This is a genomic window from Bacillus sp. FJAT-47783 (assembly GCF_022808615.1).
In the GTDB taxonomy this organism is placed as follows: Bacteria; Bacillota; Bacilli; order Bacillales; family Aeribacillaceae; genus Bacillus_BZ.
In genome coordinates this window covers 90971-110542 of the sequence record NZ_JAKZKS010000008.1, presented here as the reverse complement: position 1 = coordinate 110542, position 19572 = coordinate 90971, and the positions used below count along the sequence as shown (strand labels likewise).

At 37.4% G+C, this 19572-nt stretch carries 17 protein-coding genes; 3 read left to right on the top strand and 14 right to left on the bottom strand.

Annotated elements, in window-relative coordinates; genetic code table 11:
* Positions 1-162 precede the first annotated feature (162 nt).
* The 7 genes from MLD65_RS08170 to MLD65_RS08140 all read right to left on the bottom strand — a co-directional run bounded on the left by MLD65_RS08170 (position 163) and on the right by MLD65_RS08140 (position 6813).
* Positions 163-1065, bottom strand: a complete 903-nt coding sequence (locus MLD65_RS08170) for a FixH family protein (protein WP_243291383.1) — start codon at positions 1063-1065, stop codon at positions 163-165.
* Positions 1062-1736, bottom strand: coding sequence for an ABC transporter ATP-binding protein (locus MLD65_RS08165; protein WP_243291382.1), 675 nt, complete (start codon positions 1734-1736; stop codon positions 1062-1064). The genes MLD65_RS08170 and MLD65_RS08165 overlap by 4 nt, the downstream gene beginning before the upstream one ends.
* Positions 1733-2530, bottom strand: a complete 798-nt coding sequence (locus MLD65_RS08160) for an ABC transporter permease subunit (protein ID WP_243291381.1) — start codon at positions 2528-2530, stop codon at positions 1733-1735. The genes MLD65_RS08165 and MLD65_RS08160 overlap by 4 nt, the downstream gene beginning before the upstream one ends.
* Positions 2494-3831, bottom strand: a complete 1338-nt coding sequence (nosD, locus tag MLD65_RS08155; RefSeq protein ID WP_243291380.1) for a nitrous oxide reductase family maturation protein NosD — start codon at positions 3829-3831, stop codon at positions 2494-2496. The genes MLD65_RS08160 and nosD overlap by 37 nt, the downstream gene beginning before the upstream one ends.
* Entirely contained in the window at positions 3828-4394 is a 567-nt protein-coding gene (locus MLD65_RS08150; RefSeq protein WP_243291379.1) for a hypothetical protein, read from the bottom strand. Before MLD65_RS08150 ends, nosD begins: the two co-directional genes overlap by 4 nt.
* 62 nt (positions 4395-4456) lie before the next feature.
* On the bottom strand, positions 4457-6331 hold the full coding sequence (gene nosZ, locus MLD65_RS08145; protein ID WP_243291378.1) for a Sec-dependent nitrous-oxide reductase: 1875 nt from the start codon (positions 6329-6331) through the stop codon (positions 4457-4459).
* A gap of 23 nt (positions 6332-6354) precedes the next feature.
* Entirely contained in the window at positions 6355-6813 is a 459-nt protein-coding gene (locus tag MLD65_RS08140) for a c-type cytochrome (protein WP_243291377.1), read from the bottom strand.
* A 434-nt stretch (positions 6814-7247) separates the two neighbouring features.
* On the opposite strand from MLD65_RS08140, the gene MLD65_RS08135 reads away from it, so the two are divergent.
* Entirely contained in the window at positions 7248-8432 is a 1185-nt protein-coding gene (locus MLD65_RS08135) for an MFS transporter (protein WP_243291376.1), read from the top strand.
* A 206-nt stretch (positions 8433-8638) separates the two neighbouring features.
* On the opposite strand, the gene fabI is transcribed toward MLD65_RS08135, so the two are convergent.
* The 4 genes from fabI to MLD65_RS08115 all read right to left on the bottom strand — a co-directional run bounded on the left by fabI (position 8639) and on the right by MLD65_RS08115 (position 12832).
* On the bottom strand, positions 8639-9412 hold the full coding sequence (gene fabI / locus MLD65_RS08130) for an enoyl-ACP reductase FabI (protein WP_243291375.1): 774 nt from the start codon (positions 9410-9412) through the stop codon (positions 8639-8641).
* Between the two features lie 213 nt (positions 9413-9625).
* Positions 9626-10762 (bottom strand): glycosyltransferase family protein, encoded by a 1137-nt coding sequence (locus MLD65_RS08125; RefSeq protein WP_243291374.1) that lies wholly within the window; start codon positions 10760-10762, stop codon positions 9626-9628.
* The gene (locus MLD65_RS08120; protein ID WP_243291373.1) at positions 10759-11847 is read right to left on the bottom strand and encodes a glycosyltransferase; all 1089 of its coding nucleotides are present in this window, start codon (positions 11845-11847) and stop codon (positions 10759-10761) included. The genes MLD65_RS08125 and MLD65_RS08120 overlap by 4 nt, the downstream gene beginning before the upstream one ends.
* Positions 11848-12010: 163 nt before the next feature.
* The gene (locus MLD65_RS08115; RefSeq protein WP_243291372.1) at positions 12011-12832 is read right to left on the bottom strand and encodes a glycosyltransferase family 2 protein; all 822 of its coding nucleotides are present in this window, start codon (positions 12830-12832) and stop codon (positions 12011-12013) included.
* Between the two features lie 152 nt (positions 12833-12984).
* Here MLD65_RS08115 and MLD65_RS08110 point away from each other — a divergent pair, with 152 nt between their 5' ends.
* Positions 12985-13986 (top strand): phosphotransferase, encoded by a 1002-nt coding sequence (locus tag MLD65_RS08110; protein WP_243291371.1) that lies wholly within the window; start codon positions 12985-12987, stop codon positions 13984-13986.
* A gap of 228 nt (positions 13987-14214) precedes the next feature.
* Here the strand turns inward: MLD65_RS08110 and MLD65_RS08105 are convergent, their stop codons facing one another.
* Positions 14215-16074, bottom strand: a complete 1860-nt coding sequence (locus tag MLD65_RS08105; protein ID WP_243291370.1) for a monovalent cation:proton antiporter family protein — start codon at positions 16072-16074, stop codon at positions 14215-14217.
* A 49-nt stretch (positions 16075-16123) separates the two neighbouring features.
* Positions 16124-17491, bottom strand: coding sequence for a magnesium transporter (mgtE, locus tag MLD65_RS08100; protein ID WP_481748505.1), 1368 nt, complete (start codon positions 17489-17491; stop codon positions 16124-16126).
* 343 nt (positions 17492-17834) lie between these two features.
* Between mgtE and prpE the strand changes: the two genes are divergently transcribed.
* Positions 17835-18569, top strand: coding sequence for a bis(5'-nucleosyl)-tetraphosphatase PrpE (prpE, locus tag MLD65_RS08095; protein WP_243291368.1), 735 nt, complete (start codon positions 17835-17837; stop codon positions 18567-18569).
* A 48-nt stretch (positions 18570-18617) separates the two neighbouring features.
* Here the strand turns inward: prpE and MLD65_RS08090 are convergent, their stop codons facing one another.
* Positions 18618-19514 (bottom strand): RluA family pseudouridine synthase, encoded by an 897-nt coding sequence (locus tag MLD65_RS08090; RefSeq protein ID WP_243291367.1) that lies wholly within the window; start codon positions 19512-19514, stop codon positions 18618-18620.
* Positions 19515-19572 lie beyond the last annotated feature (58 nt).

Sequence of the window (19572 nt, the reverse complement as noted above, 5' to 3'; positions counted from 1 at the left end):
AAAGGATCCCTCCTCGTTTTTACCATTGTAATGGAGCACCTTCATCTTCATTCCATTCAACAAAGTGTATGCTTTTATCGATTTGAATATGACAAATCGTTTCGTGTCCTTCCTCACTCAACTCGTTAGAAGCTAATGTTCAGAACAAAGTCTTTACTCCCATTAAAAAATTTCAATATCGAGAGAGTTTACTTGTGAGACGAGAAGCTCCTCATATTGTTTTTCCGCAAGATAATAAATTTCTTGCTCATTCACATTAGGGTTTTCTTTTTTTACTTTTTCCACTAAGTCCTGTTGTACTTTTTGAGAAAGGACAATCAGCTCATACTGTTTTTGCTGTTTATCCCAAAATTTTTGGTCTCCGTATTCATGAATCATTTTTTTCGCTACATCAAACTGGTTATATTGAGATTGAACTTTCTTCACTTCTTCCTTCACTTCTTCTTCTGTAACTTGATGTCCTTTTTCAATAGCTAAAAAGGCCATGGAACGGAGACGGATTATTTGTGTTATTAATTGATTTTGATCTTCATTTAATTTCTCTTGTGTATCCCAGTAAGCTAAAGCTTCTTCTAAAGCCTTGCCTTTATACGTTTCTTCATCCTGAGATCTACTAATGGCGATGTGCAGTTTATTAATAAAACGGTAAAATTCCAAGTCTTTTTCTGTAATCCATTCACCGTTAATAAGAGCAACGCCTTCTCTTTTTTTCACATCATATTCAATAATTTTTTCTGTAACTTTCCCGTCTTTTTCTACAGAAATGAAGATCTCCCATTCTCCTTCCATCGGCAATTCAATGCTTCCTGTATAAATTCCTTCTTCCTTTTCACTCAAAGTTATCTCATGATGCCCGTGATCCATATTCTTCATGGAAAACCCAGCCGTTGCTTTCATATCACTTAATGGCTTTTCCCCATCCGTAATTTTCACCTCAAATGGAGAGGCTTTATCTTTTTGGAAAACAAGGGGTTTATTGATTTTCACTTCAATGGTTTGTTCCGAATTACACCCGGATAAGATTATGGCAAGAATAAAAATAATTCCAAATGTGTATCGTTTCATTGATTATCCACTCCTAATTTTTTAGCTTTCAGGAATTCAGCAACCGTGAACTTTTCGATTTGATGGTTATCTAGAAAGGCAACATGGGTACATAATTGCCTAATTTCATCTAAGTGGTGAGAAGATAAAAGAATAGTTTTTTCATTTAGCGATTTCAAAACTTGAAGAATTTCTTGCCTTCCCATTGGATCGATGCCGCTTGTCGGTTCATCGAGAACTAAAATGTCAGATTCCTGATAAAGTGTAATCGCAAGTCCGAGACGTTGAAGCATCCCTTTTGAGTAATTTTTTATCGGTTTGTTCCGCTCCTCCCAAAGAGAAACGGATATGAGTAATTGTTTGATGCGTTCCATATCCACCTTCTTTGAGCCCACCTGTGCAAAGAAAAGCATATTTTCCAGACCAGACAAAGAAGGGTAAAGCATAAACTTTTCCGGCAAATAAGCTATTTCATTTGAAGCTCTCTTCTTTTTTGAAATATCTATACCTTTTACTCGTATCGAGCCTTGCTTAAATGGAAGTAAGCCTAGCAAACTATTAATTAAGGTAGATTTTCCTGCACCGTTTCGGCCGACGAGTGCACAAATTTCGTTTGCTTGAATCGTCAAGTTTACATTGTCTAAAACGAGCTTTTTTCCGAAAGATTGGGTGAGCTTTGTTATTTCGATCATTCTGTTCCCTCCTTACGATGAAAGACTACCGCTAATAAAAATGAAAAGAGAACGGTAAAACTGATATTCCCTATTAAGAAGACAGCAGGTTTTGCCCACATAAATGACTTGAGCAACTTTGACATATGGCCGAACGAATAGATCCCAAGACCCGTTTCCAGAAAAACTCTTGTTGCTTGGAATGGATTGATAAAATAGGCAAGGGAAAATAATTTAACGTTTTCATACGAAACTGAAGGCAATAAAGAAAGTAATAGAAAATCGTGTAAAAAGAAAAGATAAAACCACAATAGAATAACAGATCCTGTAATTTGCATTCGGGAGCGGCTAATACTTCCTATGAATATTCCAAGCTGCGTAAAAATTAGTATAAGAGTAAGCTGAGAAGCTAAAAAAATGATGTACTGTCCTCCATTTAAATCAAAATACATTTTTAAAGGAACGATATAAACAATAAACCATAAAAGGACAGGCACGATTAAGACAATTTGTACAGCCAAGCTTTTTTTAAACAAAAAGCTTACATAACTATCTTTGTTTGTTAAGAGCATAATTAACGTTTTTTGCTCTTTCTCTTGAAAAATGGAGAACGCCCCTAAAAACATGCATAAAATGGGTATAAAGTACAGATTCGTTTCGAATAAATTTAGTAGTAACACAAGGAAGCCTTGATAATCATGAAGAGCTGATGACTTGAGTAATATAATGATCGATACTAAGATGATAATTCCAAAGGACAGCCACAGTCCCGTTCCTTTTACATTTTCCTTCCATTCCTTCCAAACATAATGCATAGCCAATTTCTCCCTTTTATTAAAATTGCCAGGATGACAATCCCTATTAACATCCAAATCCACACGTTTTTGCCATCATGACGAGGAACAAGCGGATAAGGATCTTCAAATATCGGTTTGTTGTTGTTAAGTAGTGCATTCATTTTTTCATAAACGGCGATAGCCGGACTTTTCAAAAATAAATAAGTTAGTTCTTGATCCTCTATGAGCTCGTGTAAAGAGGAATGATAAATGACTGGCTCGTCACCTAACCCGTTCTCGTCTAAATCAATGACAGAAAATGTTTTGCCCCAGTCATTCCCTATTCCTTGATCACTCCAGCTGTTTTGTCCATGCCCACCTAAACTTACAGCGGGAATTGTATTTTCATGAATTTGATTCCCAGAAAATATTTGATGATTGGAACTCGCCCAAAGCTCAATCCCAATTTGATTTTTTATGATACGGTTATTCTTGATCGAGCTTGCAGTCGCTTGATCGATATAAAGACCTCGCTGATTGAGAAAGAACGTATTTCCCCAAACCTCCACATCATTCGTAGCAAGAAGCAACAGTCCAAAAGATCGGTGTCCATAATTGAATATAAATTGATTACCGGTTAGCTTTATTCGACTAGAATGCATGATCGCAGCTCCTCCGGTATTAAAAGTGAAAATATTGTCTTTAAAACTGTTTTCGTCTGAGTACATGTAATGAAGGCCGTAGCGGGTATCGCTAATACGATTATCCGTAATTGTATTATTATTCGCATAATCGAAGAACATCCCGTCTCTTGTTCCTTCAATTCGGTTATTTTTCAGCGTGTTGTTGTTTGCATAATAAACATGCAGTCCATTTCCTTGACTGGCGATTTCACCTTTGCCAAGACCTTTGATTTCCGAGTTTTGAATCGTATTGTTGTGTGCCTGGCTTAAATAAATGCCATGAAAAAAATCTTTTAATTGGATATGGTCAAGAACGTTATCATTGGAATAAATCTTTATTGCTGCGTATTCTTCAGACGAGTTCCGGTTCATGCTGCTGTTCATAACGGTAAGATTCCGAAGCTTAACGCCAGGAGCTCGAACCGAAATCACATTCCCTGTCCCGTCTCCCTTAATAATAGTTTGATTTCCTCCGATCATTTCTACCGTTTTATGAATCTCAATATTTCCTTCGTATGTTTTATTTTCTAACTGTATAACCGCTCCTTCTTCTGCCGAATCAATTAAATGCTGCAAGTTATCAGATGCAGATCCATTTTCCGGAAAACTAAGGAGAATAAACACCACAAAAAATAGAAAAAACCATTTTCGTTTCATTTTTTACGGTCCTTCCATAAAGGGCATAGCAAAAGAATGAATGCTGCTAAAACGATAAAAGATCCACTACCTAAATAGCTTTCCGTCACAAAATTAGCTAAAGTATTTTCGCCAATAAGCGGAGGAATAAATGGTTCAATAGTAATGGGAGCCGTCTCGTTTAAGTTAGTACCGAAATCTTTCAACCATCTGTATAAATCCCACACACCAAGCATTCCGCCGACAGTGAAAAGCCCTATGAGGATATAAAGCATCTTTTTACTCCTAAGTAAACCAGTAATCAGTGTAAATAGCGCTAACCCTCCAATAAGATACGGCAAGAAATTCAATTCAGGAAAATTATCTTCACTAAAGTTTTTCATTCCAATGTAATGATTCAAACCATTAACGATATCAATTTCTCCTTCGAGCTTGTTTGGATACACAATAATATTTAAACCTTCAGGGTATTGTGGTGCATAAAAGCGCATACCCCACCACGGGAAAAACATGGAAGCTGCAATTAAGATCGCCGCTGTAATAATGAGAATAGAAGAAATAGATGAAAGTCTTTTCGTGTTCATTTATTTCACACCTTTCCATAATGGAAGGGAGGGTATCAACTCGGTTGATACCCTTCTTCATCTTAGTTTTTAGGTTTCACGAGGAAGTAACCCGTCATTTCCTGATGCAGTGCAGAGCAGAAGTTTGAACAATAGATAGGAAAAGTACCAGGTTTATCAGCCGTAAACTCAACTGTATTAGTCTGTCCAGGCTGCACCTCAATGTTCATATCGTATCCGTTAATAGCAAATCCGTGCGTGATATCCTGATCAAAGTCGATATTTGTTAAGTGAATAACTACTTTGTCACCTTCGTTCACTTCAATTTGATCCGGGCGTTCTGCCTTTGCATCAAAGATGAACTTTGAACGCATGGCAATTCCATAAACATGTACTTCGTTTCCTTTACGGACAATTTTCGTTTCATCCTGGTTATATACCGCATCTGGATTGTTCTCGTCTTTTGGATAAACAGAAATGGTTTTAATTTTATCTGCCTTAATCATTTGAGCGTAGTGAGGCTCAGGGTTAACAGGTGCAGATTGAATGACTTCCATTTTCTTTTCGGAAAGATCAATAAGCTGCATGGACTCTGGATGGGAAGGTCCTACAGATAAGTAGCTGTCTTTGGCAATCTTATTGAGCGCAATAAGATATTTCCCATCAGGGTCGACTGTATCTCCTTCAGCTGAAACAGCATGTCCAGGTGAATATTGAACCGGTACACGATCAAGCGTTTCACCAGTATTTGGATCCCATTTCACAATTTCAGAAGAAATGAACATCGTTGTATAAGCCATCCCTTTTTCGTCAAACTGTGTATGAAGAGGGCCAAGAGCATTTTCAGGGTCCACTTCTCTTTCCATGACAGATTCATATTTTAAGATAGGAATTCCGTTACGCTCACCAGCAAAGTCTTTTTTCTCAATCGCTGCAAATGCTTTTTCGAAAGAAAAAACGGTCATAGCAGGTGCCAGTTTCCCAGAAGCAATAAAACGAGTGCCATCTGGCGTTACATCGACTCCATGCGGTGATTTTGCAACAGGAACAAGATAAATCCCGCCTTTATGCTTTTCAGGAAAAATCATCTTTTGTCCAGTTACTTCGTCATATTGGCCATCCTTGACCATTTTCTCAAGCTCTTTCCAGTTGAACAGAACGATAAAATCACGGTCCGCTTGTGAGGCATTAATTTCGAGATTGGTCGTCGCTTCTTCTGTGTTATACGTCGTCATAACGGCCCAATCAGCAGACATCTTTTTCCCAGCATCCGATAAATCATAAGACCATGGCGGAAGAGCCACTTGATAAGCAATATTCAACTTTTCTTTTTTCTCATCGAATGTAACAGCAGACATTACACCGCGATATTTATCGCTATACTCATCAAGAGGTGCATATTCTCGTCCAATTGGTACAGAAAATCTCGTTGGAAGGAACATATATTCCGTATTTGATGTAACAAAAGCGGCACAGTGCGGTCCACTCGTATTAGGTACTTCAATAATATCTTTAACTGTAAACGTTTCCAGATTCATGACTGCTGCACGGCTATTCCCTACATCCGTTGCAAACATGTATTTCCCATCGTAATCGCCATCTTTTTCAGAAAATGCTGGATGGTGAAGGTCTCCCCAAGTATAACCGCCCATCATCTCTTTTGTATGTTTATCCCATCCATAGCCCGTTGCAGAGTCTTGCGAAAATACAGGTACTGTACGAATATGACGCATAGAAGGCACTCCATAAATGAACATTTGTCCAGAATGTCCGCCTGATGCGAATAAATAGTATTCATCTTTTTCTCCATATGGGACATAAACCTTTTCCGCGTTTGTTTTATTAGCTGAACTGTTTGCTGCATCACCTTTAGGGCCAGAGGAAAAATCTGCAAAAAATATTGTTGCTGCCACAAAGCCTGCAAGGAGGCCGGACGCAGCAGGGACCCATTTTTTCATATGCATGGCACCACCTTTAATCGTTAGTTTGATTCTGAAGCCTGTTTAAGCAAATCGACCACTTGGCTAATCTCTTCTTCTGTTAGCGGATTTCCGCCAATCACTCCGGACATTACCGCTGAGGTTGGTTCCTTCAGAAATTCCTCCAAAGGCTTACCATGTTTTCCTTCCACCTCCGTAATCGCCTTAGATAAGTCAGGGCCAGTTGCTCCTCCTTGGAGATTTAAACCATTAACAGAGTGACATCCTAAGCATCCTTTTGTTTGAAGAATGTTTTCACTAGCCGAAACGCTTTCTGTACTTTCATCAGCAGTTGTGTCGGCCGTTTCATCTTCAGTTTCAGCACGATCGGTTGTTTGCTGATCCTGTACAGCAACTTCTGTATCCGAATCATTTCCAAAACCGAGAACATTGTAAACCAAATATCCTAAACCGAGGCCGATGACGGCACTAATAATAAAATGAACGAAAGGTTTATTCACTTTTTTCCCCCCTTAACTGTTTTCATTTTTCATACTAACTATAAAACAAGCAACATAATGTGATTTACTTCACAAGTAGCCACAAATATTGTGATGGAATTGTGAAATTGGAATGGACACTCATTGTTGCCTCTTTCAACTCTTCTACTAAGGGAAAATAAGTTATTTTATTGGGCGAAAGATGAGCCATTCGTTATAATGGGATAAAGTGAAACTTCATTCAGTAGGGTTATTTCGTCCCCACTGAATGTTGTGGGATGATCTAAAGATGTGGGTTACACAGACATGGCTCTCTTAGTCTGCGTTCTTTATTTTAGGCCCTTTACGAGCAGTTTCGCTTTACTACAGAACCTTGAGGTAAGGGTCTTACTGCTCATAAAAGTGAGATATAAGAAGGTGATTTTATTTGTCCGAATAAACGTAACTTTATCATTATGTGGCTTGCCAATTTTTTTGTTGCCTCAAGTGCCACGATGATATTGCCGTTTTTATCACTCTACATTGAAGAGCTTGCGCCTTATTCACATGATTTTGTACAAAGATGGTCTGGCTATGTTTTTGGCATTACCTTTTTAATGGCCTTTTTCGTCTCACCACTTTGGGGACGCTTTGCCGATCGTAACGGGTATAAAAAAATATTGCTTATTACAGGAACCGGCATTGCGACAAGTATCTTATTAATGGGCTATGTCCAATCTGTATACGAATTATTTTTTCTACGCATGGGGATGGGGCTTGTGACAGGATTTATTCCTACTTCACTTGCTTTTATTTCAAGCCAAACAGAAAAAGAAACGGCAGGTAAAACGCTCGGAACTTTGCAGATGGGAACGGTTTCTGGAGGGCTGTTCGGTCCGATTGTGGGTGGCATGTTAGCTGACCAATTTGGGTTTCAGTACTCTTTTTTCATTACAGCTTTTGTCATCTATTTGACAGTCGTCATGGTGTTTTTCGGTGTACAAGAAAAACCAAAAGTTACAGTGAATAAAGACGAAAAACGTTATTCTCAGAAAGACGTTTTAAAAGTTATATTCCAAGATCCTGTTTTATTAACCGTCATGTTGTTAACATTACTCATTCAAGTTGGCAATTTTAGTATTCAACCGCTATTAGCGTTATATGTTTCAGAACTTCATGGCCCTAGTCATATTGCTTTTTTTGCTGGACTTGCCTTTTCAGCAACCGGAGCGGGCAATCTCCTTGCGGCAAGAAAATGGGGAAAGCTTGGCGATAAAATCGGGTATGAACGAGTACTCATTATTTTACTCATTCTTGGAGCGGTCTTTTTTATTCCACAAGCACTTGCGACAAGTTTATGGCAACTTGTACTTTTCCGCTTTTTATATGGGATTGCACTTGGTGGCATTATCCCATCCATTACAGCATTTATCCGAAATAAGGCACCTGTTGCGATGCAAGGCGAATTGATGGGTTATAATACAAGCTTTCGCTTTCTTGGCAATGTCTTAGGTCCAGTGCTCGGCGGTATGATTGCCTCCATGTTTACGATACCAGCAGTCTTTTGGGTCACTGCCTTCTTATTTATTATATCTGCTGGATTACTTTGGAAGGTTTTGCAAGTAAAGCTGAACCATTCTAAAAGAGCGGTCGAGTTGTAAGAGGATATAGGATTATTTTTTAAGTGTATCCGCAAGTTTGGGTCATAACGCCACAAGTTATGAAAATAGTCCGCAAGTCATGAAAGATATCTGCAAGTCCATTAAAAAAGAACGCAACCGCATGAGGGACGCGCTTACGCTTTTTTGCTTGAGAAATCTTTCTGCTACGAAAAAAGGTACCCCTTTTGGGCACCTTTTTTTGTTTATTAGCCAAGTACGTGGTAACCAGAGTCAACGTGAAGCATTTCACCTGTAATTCCACGTGATAAGTTACTGAACAAGAATAAAGCTGCGTCGCCAACTTCTTCTTGTGTTGTCGTACGGCGAAGTGGAGCACGTTCTTCAATTTCTTTTAAAATTGAGTTGAAGTCGCTAACACCTTTTGCTGATAATGTACGAATTGGGCCAGCAGAAATTGCGTTTACACGAATTCCTTCTTTTCCTAAATCATTCGCTAAATATTTCATGCTCGCATCAAGTGAAGCTTTAGCCACACCCATTACGTTGTAGTTTTGAACGACACGTTCGCCGCCTAAATATGTTAACGTAACGATGCTTCCACCTTCTGTCATAAGTGGACGAACTGCTTTTGCCACCGCTGTTAACGAGTAAGAGCTAATGTTGTGAGCTAATAAAAAGCCATCACGCGTCGTATTTAAGTATTCGCCTTGTAACTCTTCTTTGTTAGCAAAAGCAATACAGTGTGCTACACCGTGCACAACGCCAACTTCTTCTTTAATTTGGGCAAAGCATTTTTCAATTTCTTCGTCGTTCGTTACATCACATGGAAGAACGATATAATCTTCGCGACCAAGTGATTCGGCAAGATCACGTACAGACTTTTCCATACGCTCACCAGCATATGTAAAAATTAATCGAGCACCAGCTTCATGTAAAGAACGGGCAATTCCCCAAGCAATGCTACGTTTATTCGCAACACCCATTACCACAATATTTTTACCTTCGAAAGAGAGATTCATTGTTAATCCTCCTAATTTTTATTACATGTTATTAGTACCTAGTCATAATTATAGCATTTGCTTGTTTATCCTGACAACACTTTCCTTCTTGATTCAGTTATTCCCTATTTTTCGAGACGGTATAAGTGTGCTTTCTGAATTCGAACGAAATTGCCCCCATCAGTGAGGTACTTATCTTCTGCAAAATCTTGAAGGTGGGGGTCATACTCCCCATTAAGAGTGGGATTTCCCTTTTTCCAACTCTTCATGAATAGTGTTCCAAAATTGCTTAATGGCAACATGTGGAGTGAAGTTTTTTCCTATATCAGAAACAAAATGGCTCATTTTTTGATAAAAATGAGGATTTAATAAATTTTCATAGCACTGTAAAATATCTTGCTCATCTTTTACAAATAATGGGTAGTCCTCACCGAACAAATGAACATTACCAATTGTTTTCGTTGTCATGACCGGGATCCCTAATACTGAATATTCTAGTATTCTAGTTAAATAAGAAAATGTTGGATTTTTATTCCTAGTATCATCAAAAATTAAGGCTAAACCAACCCCAGCATTCAAAATCAACTGTTTCGTTTTCCATAAAGAAGCAACCCCATGATCAATCACTTCTTTTTCTTCAAGAATTTTTTTTGCTTTGTCAACATACGTTTTTTCAATGGAAGGGTAGACGAAATGTAAAAAAACATCCGGGTATTTTTTTCGAATGAGCTTTGTTGCGATTAAAGCTGTTTCAAGACCATATCTCTGTCGTATGACTCCAGCTTGAATTAAGTGGGGAGGTGACGCTCGATTCATTGGAAAATCGTCTTTAGTTCGTTCTACAAATTGTGGAAGTACTTTAATTTTTTTCGTTAACTGGTGAAGCGAGAAGTTTTGTTTGGCAACATATGATTTAAAACGTTCAGCCCATGGTTCTGACTGGAAAAACATCATTCTTGAATGGTGAAGAACAAAGAGCATTTCATTCATGATGTGGTCATCTGTTAGATCGTAATGGATCGAAAGAACAAGAAGCTTCTCCGCAAACTTTTTCTTCGCTTCGATAAGATCAATCGCTTCCTTTCGCCCACGAACAAAAATAAAATCATAATCTCTTTTTTCATTTAATTCGATGATTTTTTCCGTTATTTGTTTTTTTTCCGTTTGATGAAACGTAACATTTTTAAAATCATATCCATCTTGACCATTTGTAAATTCAAACGGCAATACACAATCGACAACATATTTTTTCTTCACATCAACTGAAAGCTCTTCTACCTTTTGATCAAAAGCTTTAAGTAAAGTTAAAAATTGAAGAACATCTCCTTTCGGTTTATATTTAGGAAAATAATAATAAAAACAAATTTTCAAGTGAATTCACCTTCCAGTATCCGATCGTATAGAGTTTTTAATTCGAGTGCTTGTTTATCGGCATGAAAATGTTTTTCTACCCACTTTCGTCCGGTAAAACCAAATTCCTCCCAAACACCTGTATCATTCATAAGTGTGATTAAGTTTTTGGCTAGTTCATCAATGTCCCCTTCTTTAGAAAGTAATCCGCTTTTTCCATCCACAACTCCTTCTGGTATTCCACTATGTTTAGTAGAAATAATGGGCAATCCCATAGCTTGTGCTTCAAGTATAGATACAGGTAGTCCCTCCATATTGCCGTTTTTTTCCGTTACACTTGGCAAACAAAAAATATGAGAGTCGTTTAGTTTTTCAAGTACACGATGGTGAAATTGTTGTCCTAATAATGTAATTTCATTTTGTAAGTGAAATTTATCGATCAATTTTTCTAATGTATGACGCATAGACCCTTCGCCGATAATCGTTAAATGAAAATTTGGAACGTTGTTTTTCACAATGGAAAGTGCTTCTATTAAATGATGGTGACCTTTTTTTTCAATAAGTCTGCCGACGGAAATTAATCGTATCGTTTTTCCATCTAGTTTACGAGGACGGAACGTAAATTGATCAACATCTATTCCTAAGTGATGAACAGTTATTTTTTCATTCGGGCAACCTAAAGAAAGGAGTTCTTTTTTAATTGCCTTTGAAGGAACAGCAAATGCCTCACACTTGTTAAACAAATCATGATACTTTCGCAAATTTTCTCTTTTAGAAAGGGGATATTTTTTCGCATCATACCCATGAATGAACGTAAGCATTGGAATGCCTAATGATTGTTTAGCCTGTAATGTATAAAGAGCGCTGGGACCGAAGTGGGCATGGATTAATTCGATACGGTTTCCTTCTAAAGCTGTTTGTAATTCCTTTTCATTATCAACTTTTATTAAATGGTCAACGGGAAACCGATCCTCATTTATCATTTTTTTTGTGAAAACAATATTTTGAAACCACTTATTTCGGATAATTTGTTGATGCACAAATGTTTCTGTTAATGGAAGATATTTACGCGTAACATGGCCTATTTTTTTCACATGGCGATTCATGAATATCCCCCCTTCAAGTTCACTTTGTTCATTTTGAAACATACAGCTAAACTTTTCCGAAAATACATCGACTCGCTATTCATGTTATCCTGAATCGCAAAGTCTATAGATGCTTCATAAAGTATCAATGACTTAAGAAAGGTGAGGAGGCATTGATGTTAAATTATGTGCTCTGTTTCTTTTTAGGGATTAACTTTGTTCGTAACCATCCTGTCTTCGTGGAGAACTCTGGTTCAAACTCATCTCCCCATTTTTTCAACATCTTTTTAATCAAGTCTTGTTTTAATTCGATATATTTTGGGCGGTTTTCTTTTATCGTTAGTCGTTTATCGTTATAGCGGTTTAAGTTATACAAATGTTTATCAATCCATAAAAAGTCATATTTCTCAATAAGTTTAAAAAGAATTCGCCTATCCTCCATGTACCTGCCACCATATTTATCGCACGTTTCCCACCCTCCAACATCTCTTAAACAACTCGTTCGATAAAAACGAGGATAAAACATATGTGTGTAACAAATTAAGTCGTATTTGTCTGGTGTACGAAAACTTCTTTGTTTAATGAGTATCCCATTCCCTCTTTCTCGACAGGCTTTGTGATTTCCATATGCAAGTGCGGTTGTTTTCGGTTCTCGTTCCATGTTTTTTAGCAATTCCTCAAGAGCGTCCTTTTCAAGCCAATCATCACTGTCTAATTGCACCATATATTCAGTATCCACTAAATCTAATGCTTTGTTTAAAACATGACAAACCCCTTTATTTTGTTCCATCTTATAATAATGTACTCGATTGTCTTTATTCATATATGATTGAATCATACTCTCTGTATCGTCCGTTGATGCATCATCAATAATGAGCAGCTTCCAATTTTGCAAACTTTGATTGAATACACTTTCGAGAGCATTGGTAAGGAGATGCGCTCGGTTATACGTTGGGATAACAATGGTTATTTGTGAGCTATTCAGATTCCTATCATGATTAGACACCCCATTACCTCCTTCTTTTTCAAAAATACTCCCTTTTAATTTATGAGTGGTTTGATGAAAAGTGAACGCTGAACCGTTAATGAATGTTGAAACTTTTCATTTTCTTCTTCATATCATAATATATTCCATCTGTATGAAAAGGAATGAACAATATGAGCATTGATGAACTTAAACGCATCGTCAAAAAAAGATACGGATTAGATGTAAGGAAAATGATTGAAATAAAATATGAACCTGAATCTTGTCTCGTTTATCAGGTGATAACAGAAGATGGAAATATGTACGCGTTAAAGGGACTGTCCATCCCCAACACGAAGCAAATGTTTATTATTCAAACCGAATTGTTGTTGAAACAAAAAGGAATAAAGCTTGCTGAGCCAATGAGCGATAAATGTGGAAATTATTCTTTTACACATGAGACTTTGTGTTTTTCTCTCTATGAATGGATTAGAGGATCTACTTATTCATTTAAAAGGTTTGACGACTTAATGATTCTTGTAGAGACAGCTTCTTTGTTGCATTCTCACTCCTATCATTTGAATTATCCTCCATCAATAAAAGTCCATACGTATATGACTCGAGAAAAGAAGTATGATCAATATATGATCCAACTACTACAGTGGCATGAAAAGCATAAACATTCAACACGTTTAAAAGAGAAAGAAATAACGAAAGCAGTTCCTTATTTCTTACAAATCGGTATGCAAGCTTCTCATTATTTAAAAGAAAATGGGTATAGGGATCTGATGAAACATTCGTTTAAAAACCAAACGTTAGTTCATGGAGATCTTCATACAAACAATATTATTGTTAACCATAATAATGAAATCGTTCTTATTGATTTCGAAAATGTTCATTATGATTTACCTTCTGTTGATTTGAATCGGTTATGGAGAAGATATATGAAAAGGCATGTGTTTAAAGCGAGTGATTTTATAAAGATGCTTGAAAAATATCAGCGTATCCATCCTGTGTCGGCACAAATAGAAAAGTTGATGATGATTGATTTTTTATTTCCGTACAATTTTGAACATATGGTTCGTAAACAACGATTTCAGCAAATGTCGTTAGAAGAAGTCAACCATTTAATTGAACAAGAGAAACAAAAAGCGAAATTTATACTAAAAGATTATTTTAAGAGTGGGATAAAGTGAAATTTCATACAGTGGAGGTTTTTTTCGGGATAACCTAAAGGCCTTTGTGATCCACAGGACTTAGGGGGGTCTTACTGTCCGTTAAGAGCGGGATAAAATAAGGGGCCCATATTAGGGGACATTACGCCAAAATGAAGACCGAAAGAATGTTGATTTTACAAATTCTTTCGGTCTACTTTTTTAGATTTTGGGGTCGTAAATACTACTTTTCGGACAGCCCCATATTTTCTAGCACGATTCACAAAATTCAAGCTCTCGTTTCAGTTCGTCGACGTATTCGCGCGAACCGGTAACGATGAGGCGGTCTCCTGCCTTTAGCTCTGTATCCCCGTGTGGTACTATGGAGTCTTTTCCTCTAAAGATGCGGACAAAGATCACATCGCCTGTAAACGGGAAGTTGCGCAGGAGAATTCCGTTATACTTATAGTTGTTCATATTAATTTGATACAAAGTTGTCTCTTGGTTAGAAAGAATTCTCATGACACTTGGTGATTCAATTAACGCTCGAAGCAAAATTTTCGTCGATAGTAAAACAGAGAATGCATCAATTCCTTTTTCCTTCAATGCTTCGATTAGTTCAAGAGAAGCAATACTTGCAATGACTCGATTAACACCTTGTTCTTTCGCAAACAAAGCAATTTCTGCATTTCGCTCCTCATTCCCTGTTGCAACTACGAGTATATCTGTTTCCATAATATTATATTTTTTCAACGTTTCAATCGAGTAGTCTTCAAGTTCTTCAATTTTAAATAACGATTTTGAAATTTGTTTATCAAGCTTATCTTGTAGCGTGTGATAGACGGTTGCTTCATATAAATTGTCATTTAATTCACGCGTTACAGGTAATGTCATCTGATTGGCCCCGATAAAGGATACTTTTAACTTCGTGTTTTGCACTTCTTGTTTCGGGAAAATTTTCTGGAACCCTATCGGTGATACAATACTTGCTAGAACAGCCACTAATATGAGTGCACCTGCCATATTGGCATCAATAATGTTCATTTTTTTGCCGATTTCTGCAGAAGCAATGACTAACGAAAGTGTTGATGTTAATAAAAAGGCAGAGGCGACTGTTGTTTTCATATCATACCAACGATTTAAATAAAAAACCGGGACAAGCTTTGAAATAAATAACGCTAAAAATAGCAACGGTATTAACAATAAAATTTGTGGATCTTTAAACAATGTCCAAATATCTAGCTCAACGCCGACCATTACAAAGAAAATCGGAATTAAAAAGCCGTATCCAAAAGAATCAAGCTTTTGAACCATTTCAGTATTTGGAGATAGTAATGACACTAATACACCTGCTAAAAAGGCGCCTAAAATATTTTCAGCGCCAACGGTTTCAGAAATGGCGACTAACATAATAATTAGCGTAAAAACTGCCCGTGTTCCAATTTGAATAGTCCCTTTGGACATCGTTTCAATAAAGGAACGGTTTTGGAACCTTTTCCCTAAGAAATACAATAGTACACCTGCACCAAACAAGATCAGTAACAACCACGTATTGCTATTGCCACCACCGTATAAAGCGGCAAAAACCGCTAATAAAATCATCGTCGCTAAATCGGCAATAACAGCAATTAATAAAATAATTTGGCCAATATTAGACTTCATAATATGCGCATCTTTTAACGTTGGAACGACAACCCCTAATGAAATCGTTGAAATAATCAACGTCATTAAAAAGGCGTTATCAATAAAACCTACCCATACAAATAAATAAGATAATCCTAAAGATAAAATGAAAATACCGATGAACACAACCATCGCAACTGCAAACGTATTCGGTGCAGCTTTTCCATTCGGAAGTGCTTCTTTCTTTTTATTTTTCGCAAAGGCAGAAAAATCAATTTCAACGCCGCTTAAAAACATGAGAAAGATAAACCCGAACGTCGATAATATTTCAAGCCAAGGATCTGGATGGACAAGATTGAATCCACTTTTCCCGATGATAAGACCCATAATAATTTCGGCAACCACTACTGGAATCACATTTAACTTTAATCGATGTAAAATAATCGGTGTTAAAAAAGCTACGATTAATACAATCACTAACGATGTCACAGATGCATGACTTTCCATTCACATTACCTCCTTATGAAGAGGAACACCTTATTCGTGCACCAAACCACTATAATAAATAATTCATAAATAACGTCGCCATACCAAAATAAATTAAAATACTAATAATGTCATTAATCGTCGTAATGAAAGGTCCTGAAGCAACAGCAGGGTCGATATTCAACCGGTGCATAATAAGCGGAACAAACGCTCCTGCAATGGTCGCAACGGTTAAAGTAGCAAGGATAGATATCCCGACAAGCAACCCTAAATACAATTGCTGTTTCCATAAAAAAACAGTGACGGTGACAACGATCCCACAAACGGCTCCTGTTATGAGGCCGGTCCCCGCTTCTTTTAATAATATTTTCCGGACACTCGACTGTTCAAGGTCATCCGTTGCTAATCGACGTACAGCAATCGCTAACGCCTGTGTCCCTGTGTTACCCGCCATCCCAGCAATAAGGGGAATAAAAACAGCTAATATCGCTACTTTGTTTATCGTATCTTCAAATTGGCCAATAAGGCTTGCTGTAAACATTCCTAAAAAAAGTAAAATAATGAGCCAAGGCAATCTTTTTTTAGCCGCTGTAAATGGATTCGGTTCACTCGAATCAACATCACTCACGGCCGCCAATTTTGAATAATCATCTGAAGCTTCTTCATCTAAAACGTCAATGATGTCATCTACGGTAATAATTCCTAACAGATGATTTTGAAAGTCTACAACCGGTAAGGCTAAAAAGTCATAGTCCTTCATTTTCCGTGCAACTTCTTCTTGGTCATCGCCAACCGATACCGAATATACCCGCTCATTCATAATGTCCCCAATCATGGTGTCATCATCGTGAATAATTAAATCTCGAAGTGAGATGACACCGACTAAATGTTTTTCTTGATCTATGACATAAATATAATAAATCGTTTCGGCTTCTGGCGCTTCATTTTTTAAAATGTTCATCGCCGAACGAACGGTTTGATTCGCATGAATAGCAATGTATTCCGTCGTCATAATACTACCAGCCGTAAACTCTTCATAATGAAGTAATTCACGAATTTCTTCGGCAGATTCTTTATTCATAATCGTCAAGTAGCTTGCTACTTGATCTTTGTTCAAATCATTCAACACATCTACCGCATCATCGACGTACATATTCTCCAACATTTGTGCCCCAAAGGTTGGATCCATTTCTTCTAAAAATCGATTATAGCCCCCATCATCCTCTTCAATATGTTCAAAAATCGAAGCCATTTCATCAGGAGAAAGATAACTGTACACACGCATTCTAGCATCTTTTTCTATTTTTAAAAAAAATTTTGCTTGATCATACGGATGAAGCTGTAAAAAAATATCTCGAAAAGTGGACAAATCTTCCTTTAATAGCGAATTTACTAGTACGTTTTCATCAAATTCCACTCGCTCTTTTTCAGATGGCATCATGTCCCCTCCTCTCAAACGTTTTCCCACATAAACAAGGATCAAACCTTTGCAATCATTCGATTCGTTTAAAAGTCCTATCGGTCATCTCATGTGACATATGATCCCACTTGTGAAAAATTCACTTTATTACTGTCTTACTATATTAGCAAATCTCACCGTTATTGTCGCTAAAGGATGGAAAAATTTTATCTACTTAAAAAAAGACGGAAAATTCCAAAGCGACTGAAACATCCTTTTATTATATAGAGTTGCAATTCCCTTGCTTCTTTACTCTGAAACTTCATTCTTTAACTTTCCTTTGATATGATAAAAAGGAAATATTTCCTAAAGGAGATCAAACATGTTTGACATTATTGGAGACATTCACGGATGCTTTCAAGAGTTTAAAGAATTAACCGTACGACTAGGGTTTCAATGGAAAGATGGGATTCCCACCCATTCAGAAGGAAGGAAATTAGTGTTTGTAGGAGATTTAGCCGATCGTGGTCCCGAGTCTCTAAAAGTCATTGACGTTGTTTATCGAGTGATTAACGAAAAGCACGGGCACTATGTCCCAGGAAATCATTGTAACAAACTATATCGCTTCTTTCTTGGAAATCCCGTTAAAATTGCACACGGATTGGAAACAACCGTTGCTGAATATGAACAATTAGACCGAAATAAACAACAAGATATGCGAAAAAAATTTATGTCACTTTACGAGAATGCTCCTCTTTATGCGGTGCTTGATAACGGAAGGTTGGTCGTTGCTCACGCGGGGATTCGTGAGGACTATATCGGAAAAAAGGGATCAAAAGTGAAAACATTTGTGTTATATGGTGACATTACGGGAAAAACGAATCCAGATGGAACACCTGAAAGAAGAGATTGGGCAAAGCTTTATAAAGGAGAGGCTTTCATCGTTTATGGACACACACCTGTCATGAAACCACGCATCATTAATAATACCGTCAACATTGATACAGGTTGTGTTTTCGGTAATCAATTAACAGCCTTTCGTTATCCGGAAAAGGAAATCGTCTCTGTCCCGTCGACAATGCCTTACGTAGCGGAGAAGTTTCGAAAACTGGATTGACACAATCAGTATCTCCATTATCAGTAAAAAACCATGCATCATCATTTTTCATGCATGGTTTTTTACGATTCTTTTCATATCGATTGGCATTGGGCTTCTAAATGATAGTTGCTTTTTTAATAGTGGATGATAAAACGCTAATTTTTCACTATGAAGTGCTTGGCGATCAATTTCTTCTGCTAAACCTCCGTATAATGTATCACCACATAGCGGATGGCCAATATGTGACATATGTACACGGATTTGGTGTGTTCGACCTGTTTCTAATTGCAGTTCAACGACTGATTTATCTGGAAGGCGTTCAATGACTCGGAAGTGAGTGACTGCATGTTGACCCTCTTTTTTCACTGTTCGTTCAATGATGCTATCTTCTTTTCTAGCGATTGGTGCATCGATTGTCCCTGCATCTTCTCGTAAAACACCGTGAACGACTGCAAGATACGTTCGCTTTATCGCACCTTTTTGCTGTTCTTTTGAAAACAATGAATGACTAAAGCGATGCTTGGCAACGAGCAGTAAACCAGATGTGTCACGATCTAGCCGATTTACGATATGTACGGTATGGTTTACATCCTTTTTTTCATAATAATAAAGCAAGCCATTCGCTAAGCTTCCAGTTGAATGTTCCCTTGATGGGATGGAAGAAAGGTAAGGCGGTTTATTGATGACTAAACAATGTTCATCTTCATAAACGATATTTAAAGGAATAGCTTCAGGCTTCATTGAGTCACTTCGTTTTTCTTCTGGGAATACGACGGTCACATTGTCCCCTTCTTGCAACAAATACCGCACATTTTCCTCCTGTCCATTAACCGTAATCTGTCCACCATAAAATTTAATATCGGTCAATGCCGCTTTTGAAAGTTGCTGTTCGCGTAAAAATTCACGAAGTATTTTCCCCTCATCTTTTTGTTTGATTTTCCAAGATAAATGAAATGGCTTCACATTTATTTCCCTTTCTATGATGAAGATTGCTTACGCTTTTTAAGTCTTTAGGTGCCGT

Coding starts and splice junctions, on each gene's coding strand:
- prpE (WP_243291368.1), top strand. CDS start 17,835: ATGTTTGACATTATTGGAGACATTCACGGATGCTTTCAAGAGTTTAAA.
- fabI (WP_243291375.1), bottom strand. CDS start 9,412: ATGAATCTCTCTTTCGAAGGTAAAAATATTGTGGTAATGGGTGTTGCG.
- mgtE (WP_481748505.1), bottom strand. CDS start 17,491: ATGCCATCTGAAAAAGAGCGAGTGGAATTTGATGAAAACGTACTAGTA.
- MLD65_RS08150 (WP_243291379.1), bottom strand. CDS start 4,394: ATGAACACGAAAAGACTTTCATCTATTTCTTCTATTCTCATTATTACA.
- MLD65_RS08135 (WP_243291376.1), top strand. CDS start 7,248: ATGTGGCTTGCCAATTTTTTTGTTGCCTCAAGTGCCACGATGATATTG.
- MLD65_RS08105 (WP_243291370.1), bottom strand. CDS start 16,074: ATGGAAAGTCATGCATCTGTGACATCGTTAGTGATTGTATTAATCGTA.
- MLD65_RS08170 (WP_243291383.1), bottom strand. CDS start 1,065: ATGAAACGATACACATTTGGAATTATTTTTATTCTTGCCATAATCTTA.
- MLD65_RS08120 (WP_243291373.1), bottom strand. CDS start 11,847: ATGAATCGCCATGTGAAAAAAATAGGCCATGTTACGCGTAAATATCTT.
- MLD65_RS08165 (WP_243291382.1), bottom strand. CDS start 1,736: ATGATCGAAATAACAAAGCTCACCCAATCTTTCGGAAAAAAGCTCGTT.
- nosD (WP_243291380.1), bottom strand. CDS start 3,831: ATGAAACGAAAATGGTTTTTTCTATTTTTTGTGGTGTTTATTCTCCTT.
- MLD65_RS08160 (WP_243291381.1), bottom strand. CDS start 2,530: ATGCATTATGTTTGGAAGGAATGGAAGGAAAATGTAAAAGGAACGGGA.
- nosZ (WP_243291378.1), bottom strand. CDS start 6,331: ATGAAAAAATGGGTCCCTGCTGCGTCCGGCCTCCTTGCAGGCTTTGTG.
- MLD65_RS08110 (WP_243291371.1), top strand. CDS start 12,985: ATGAGCATTGATGAACTTAAACGCATCGTCAAAAAAAGATACGGATTA.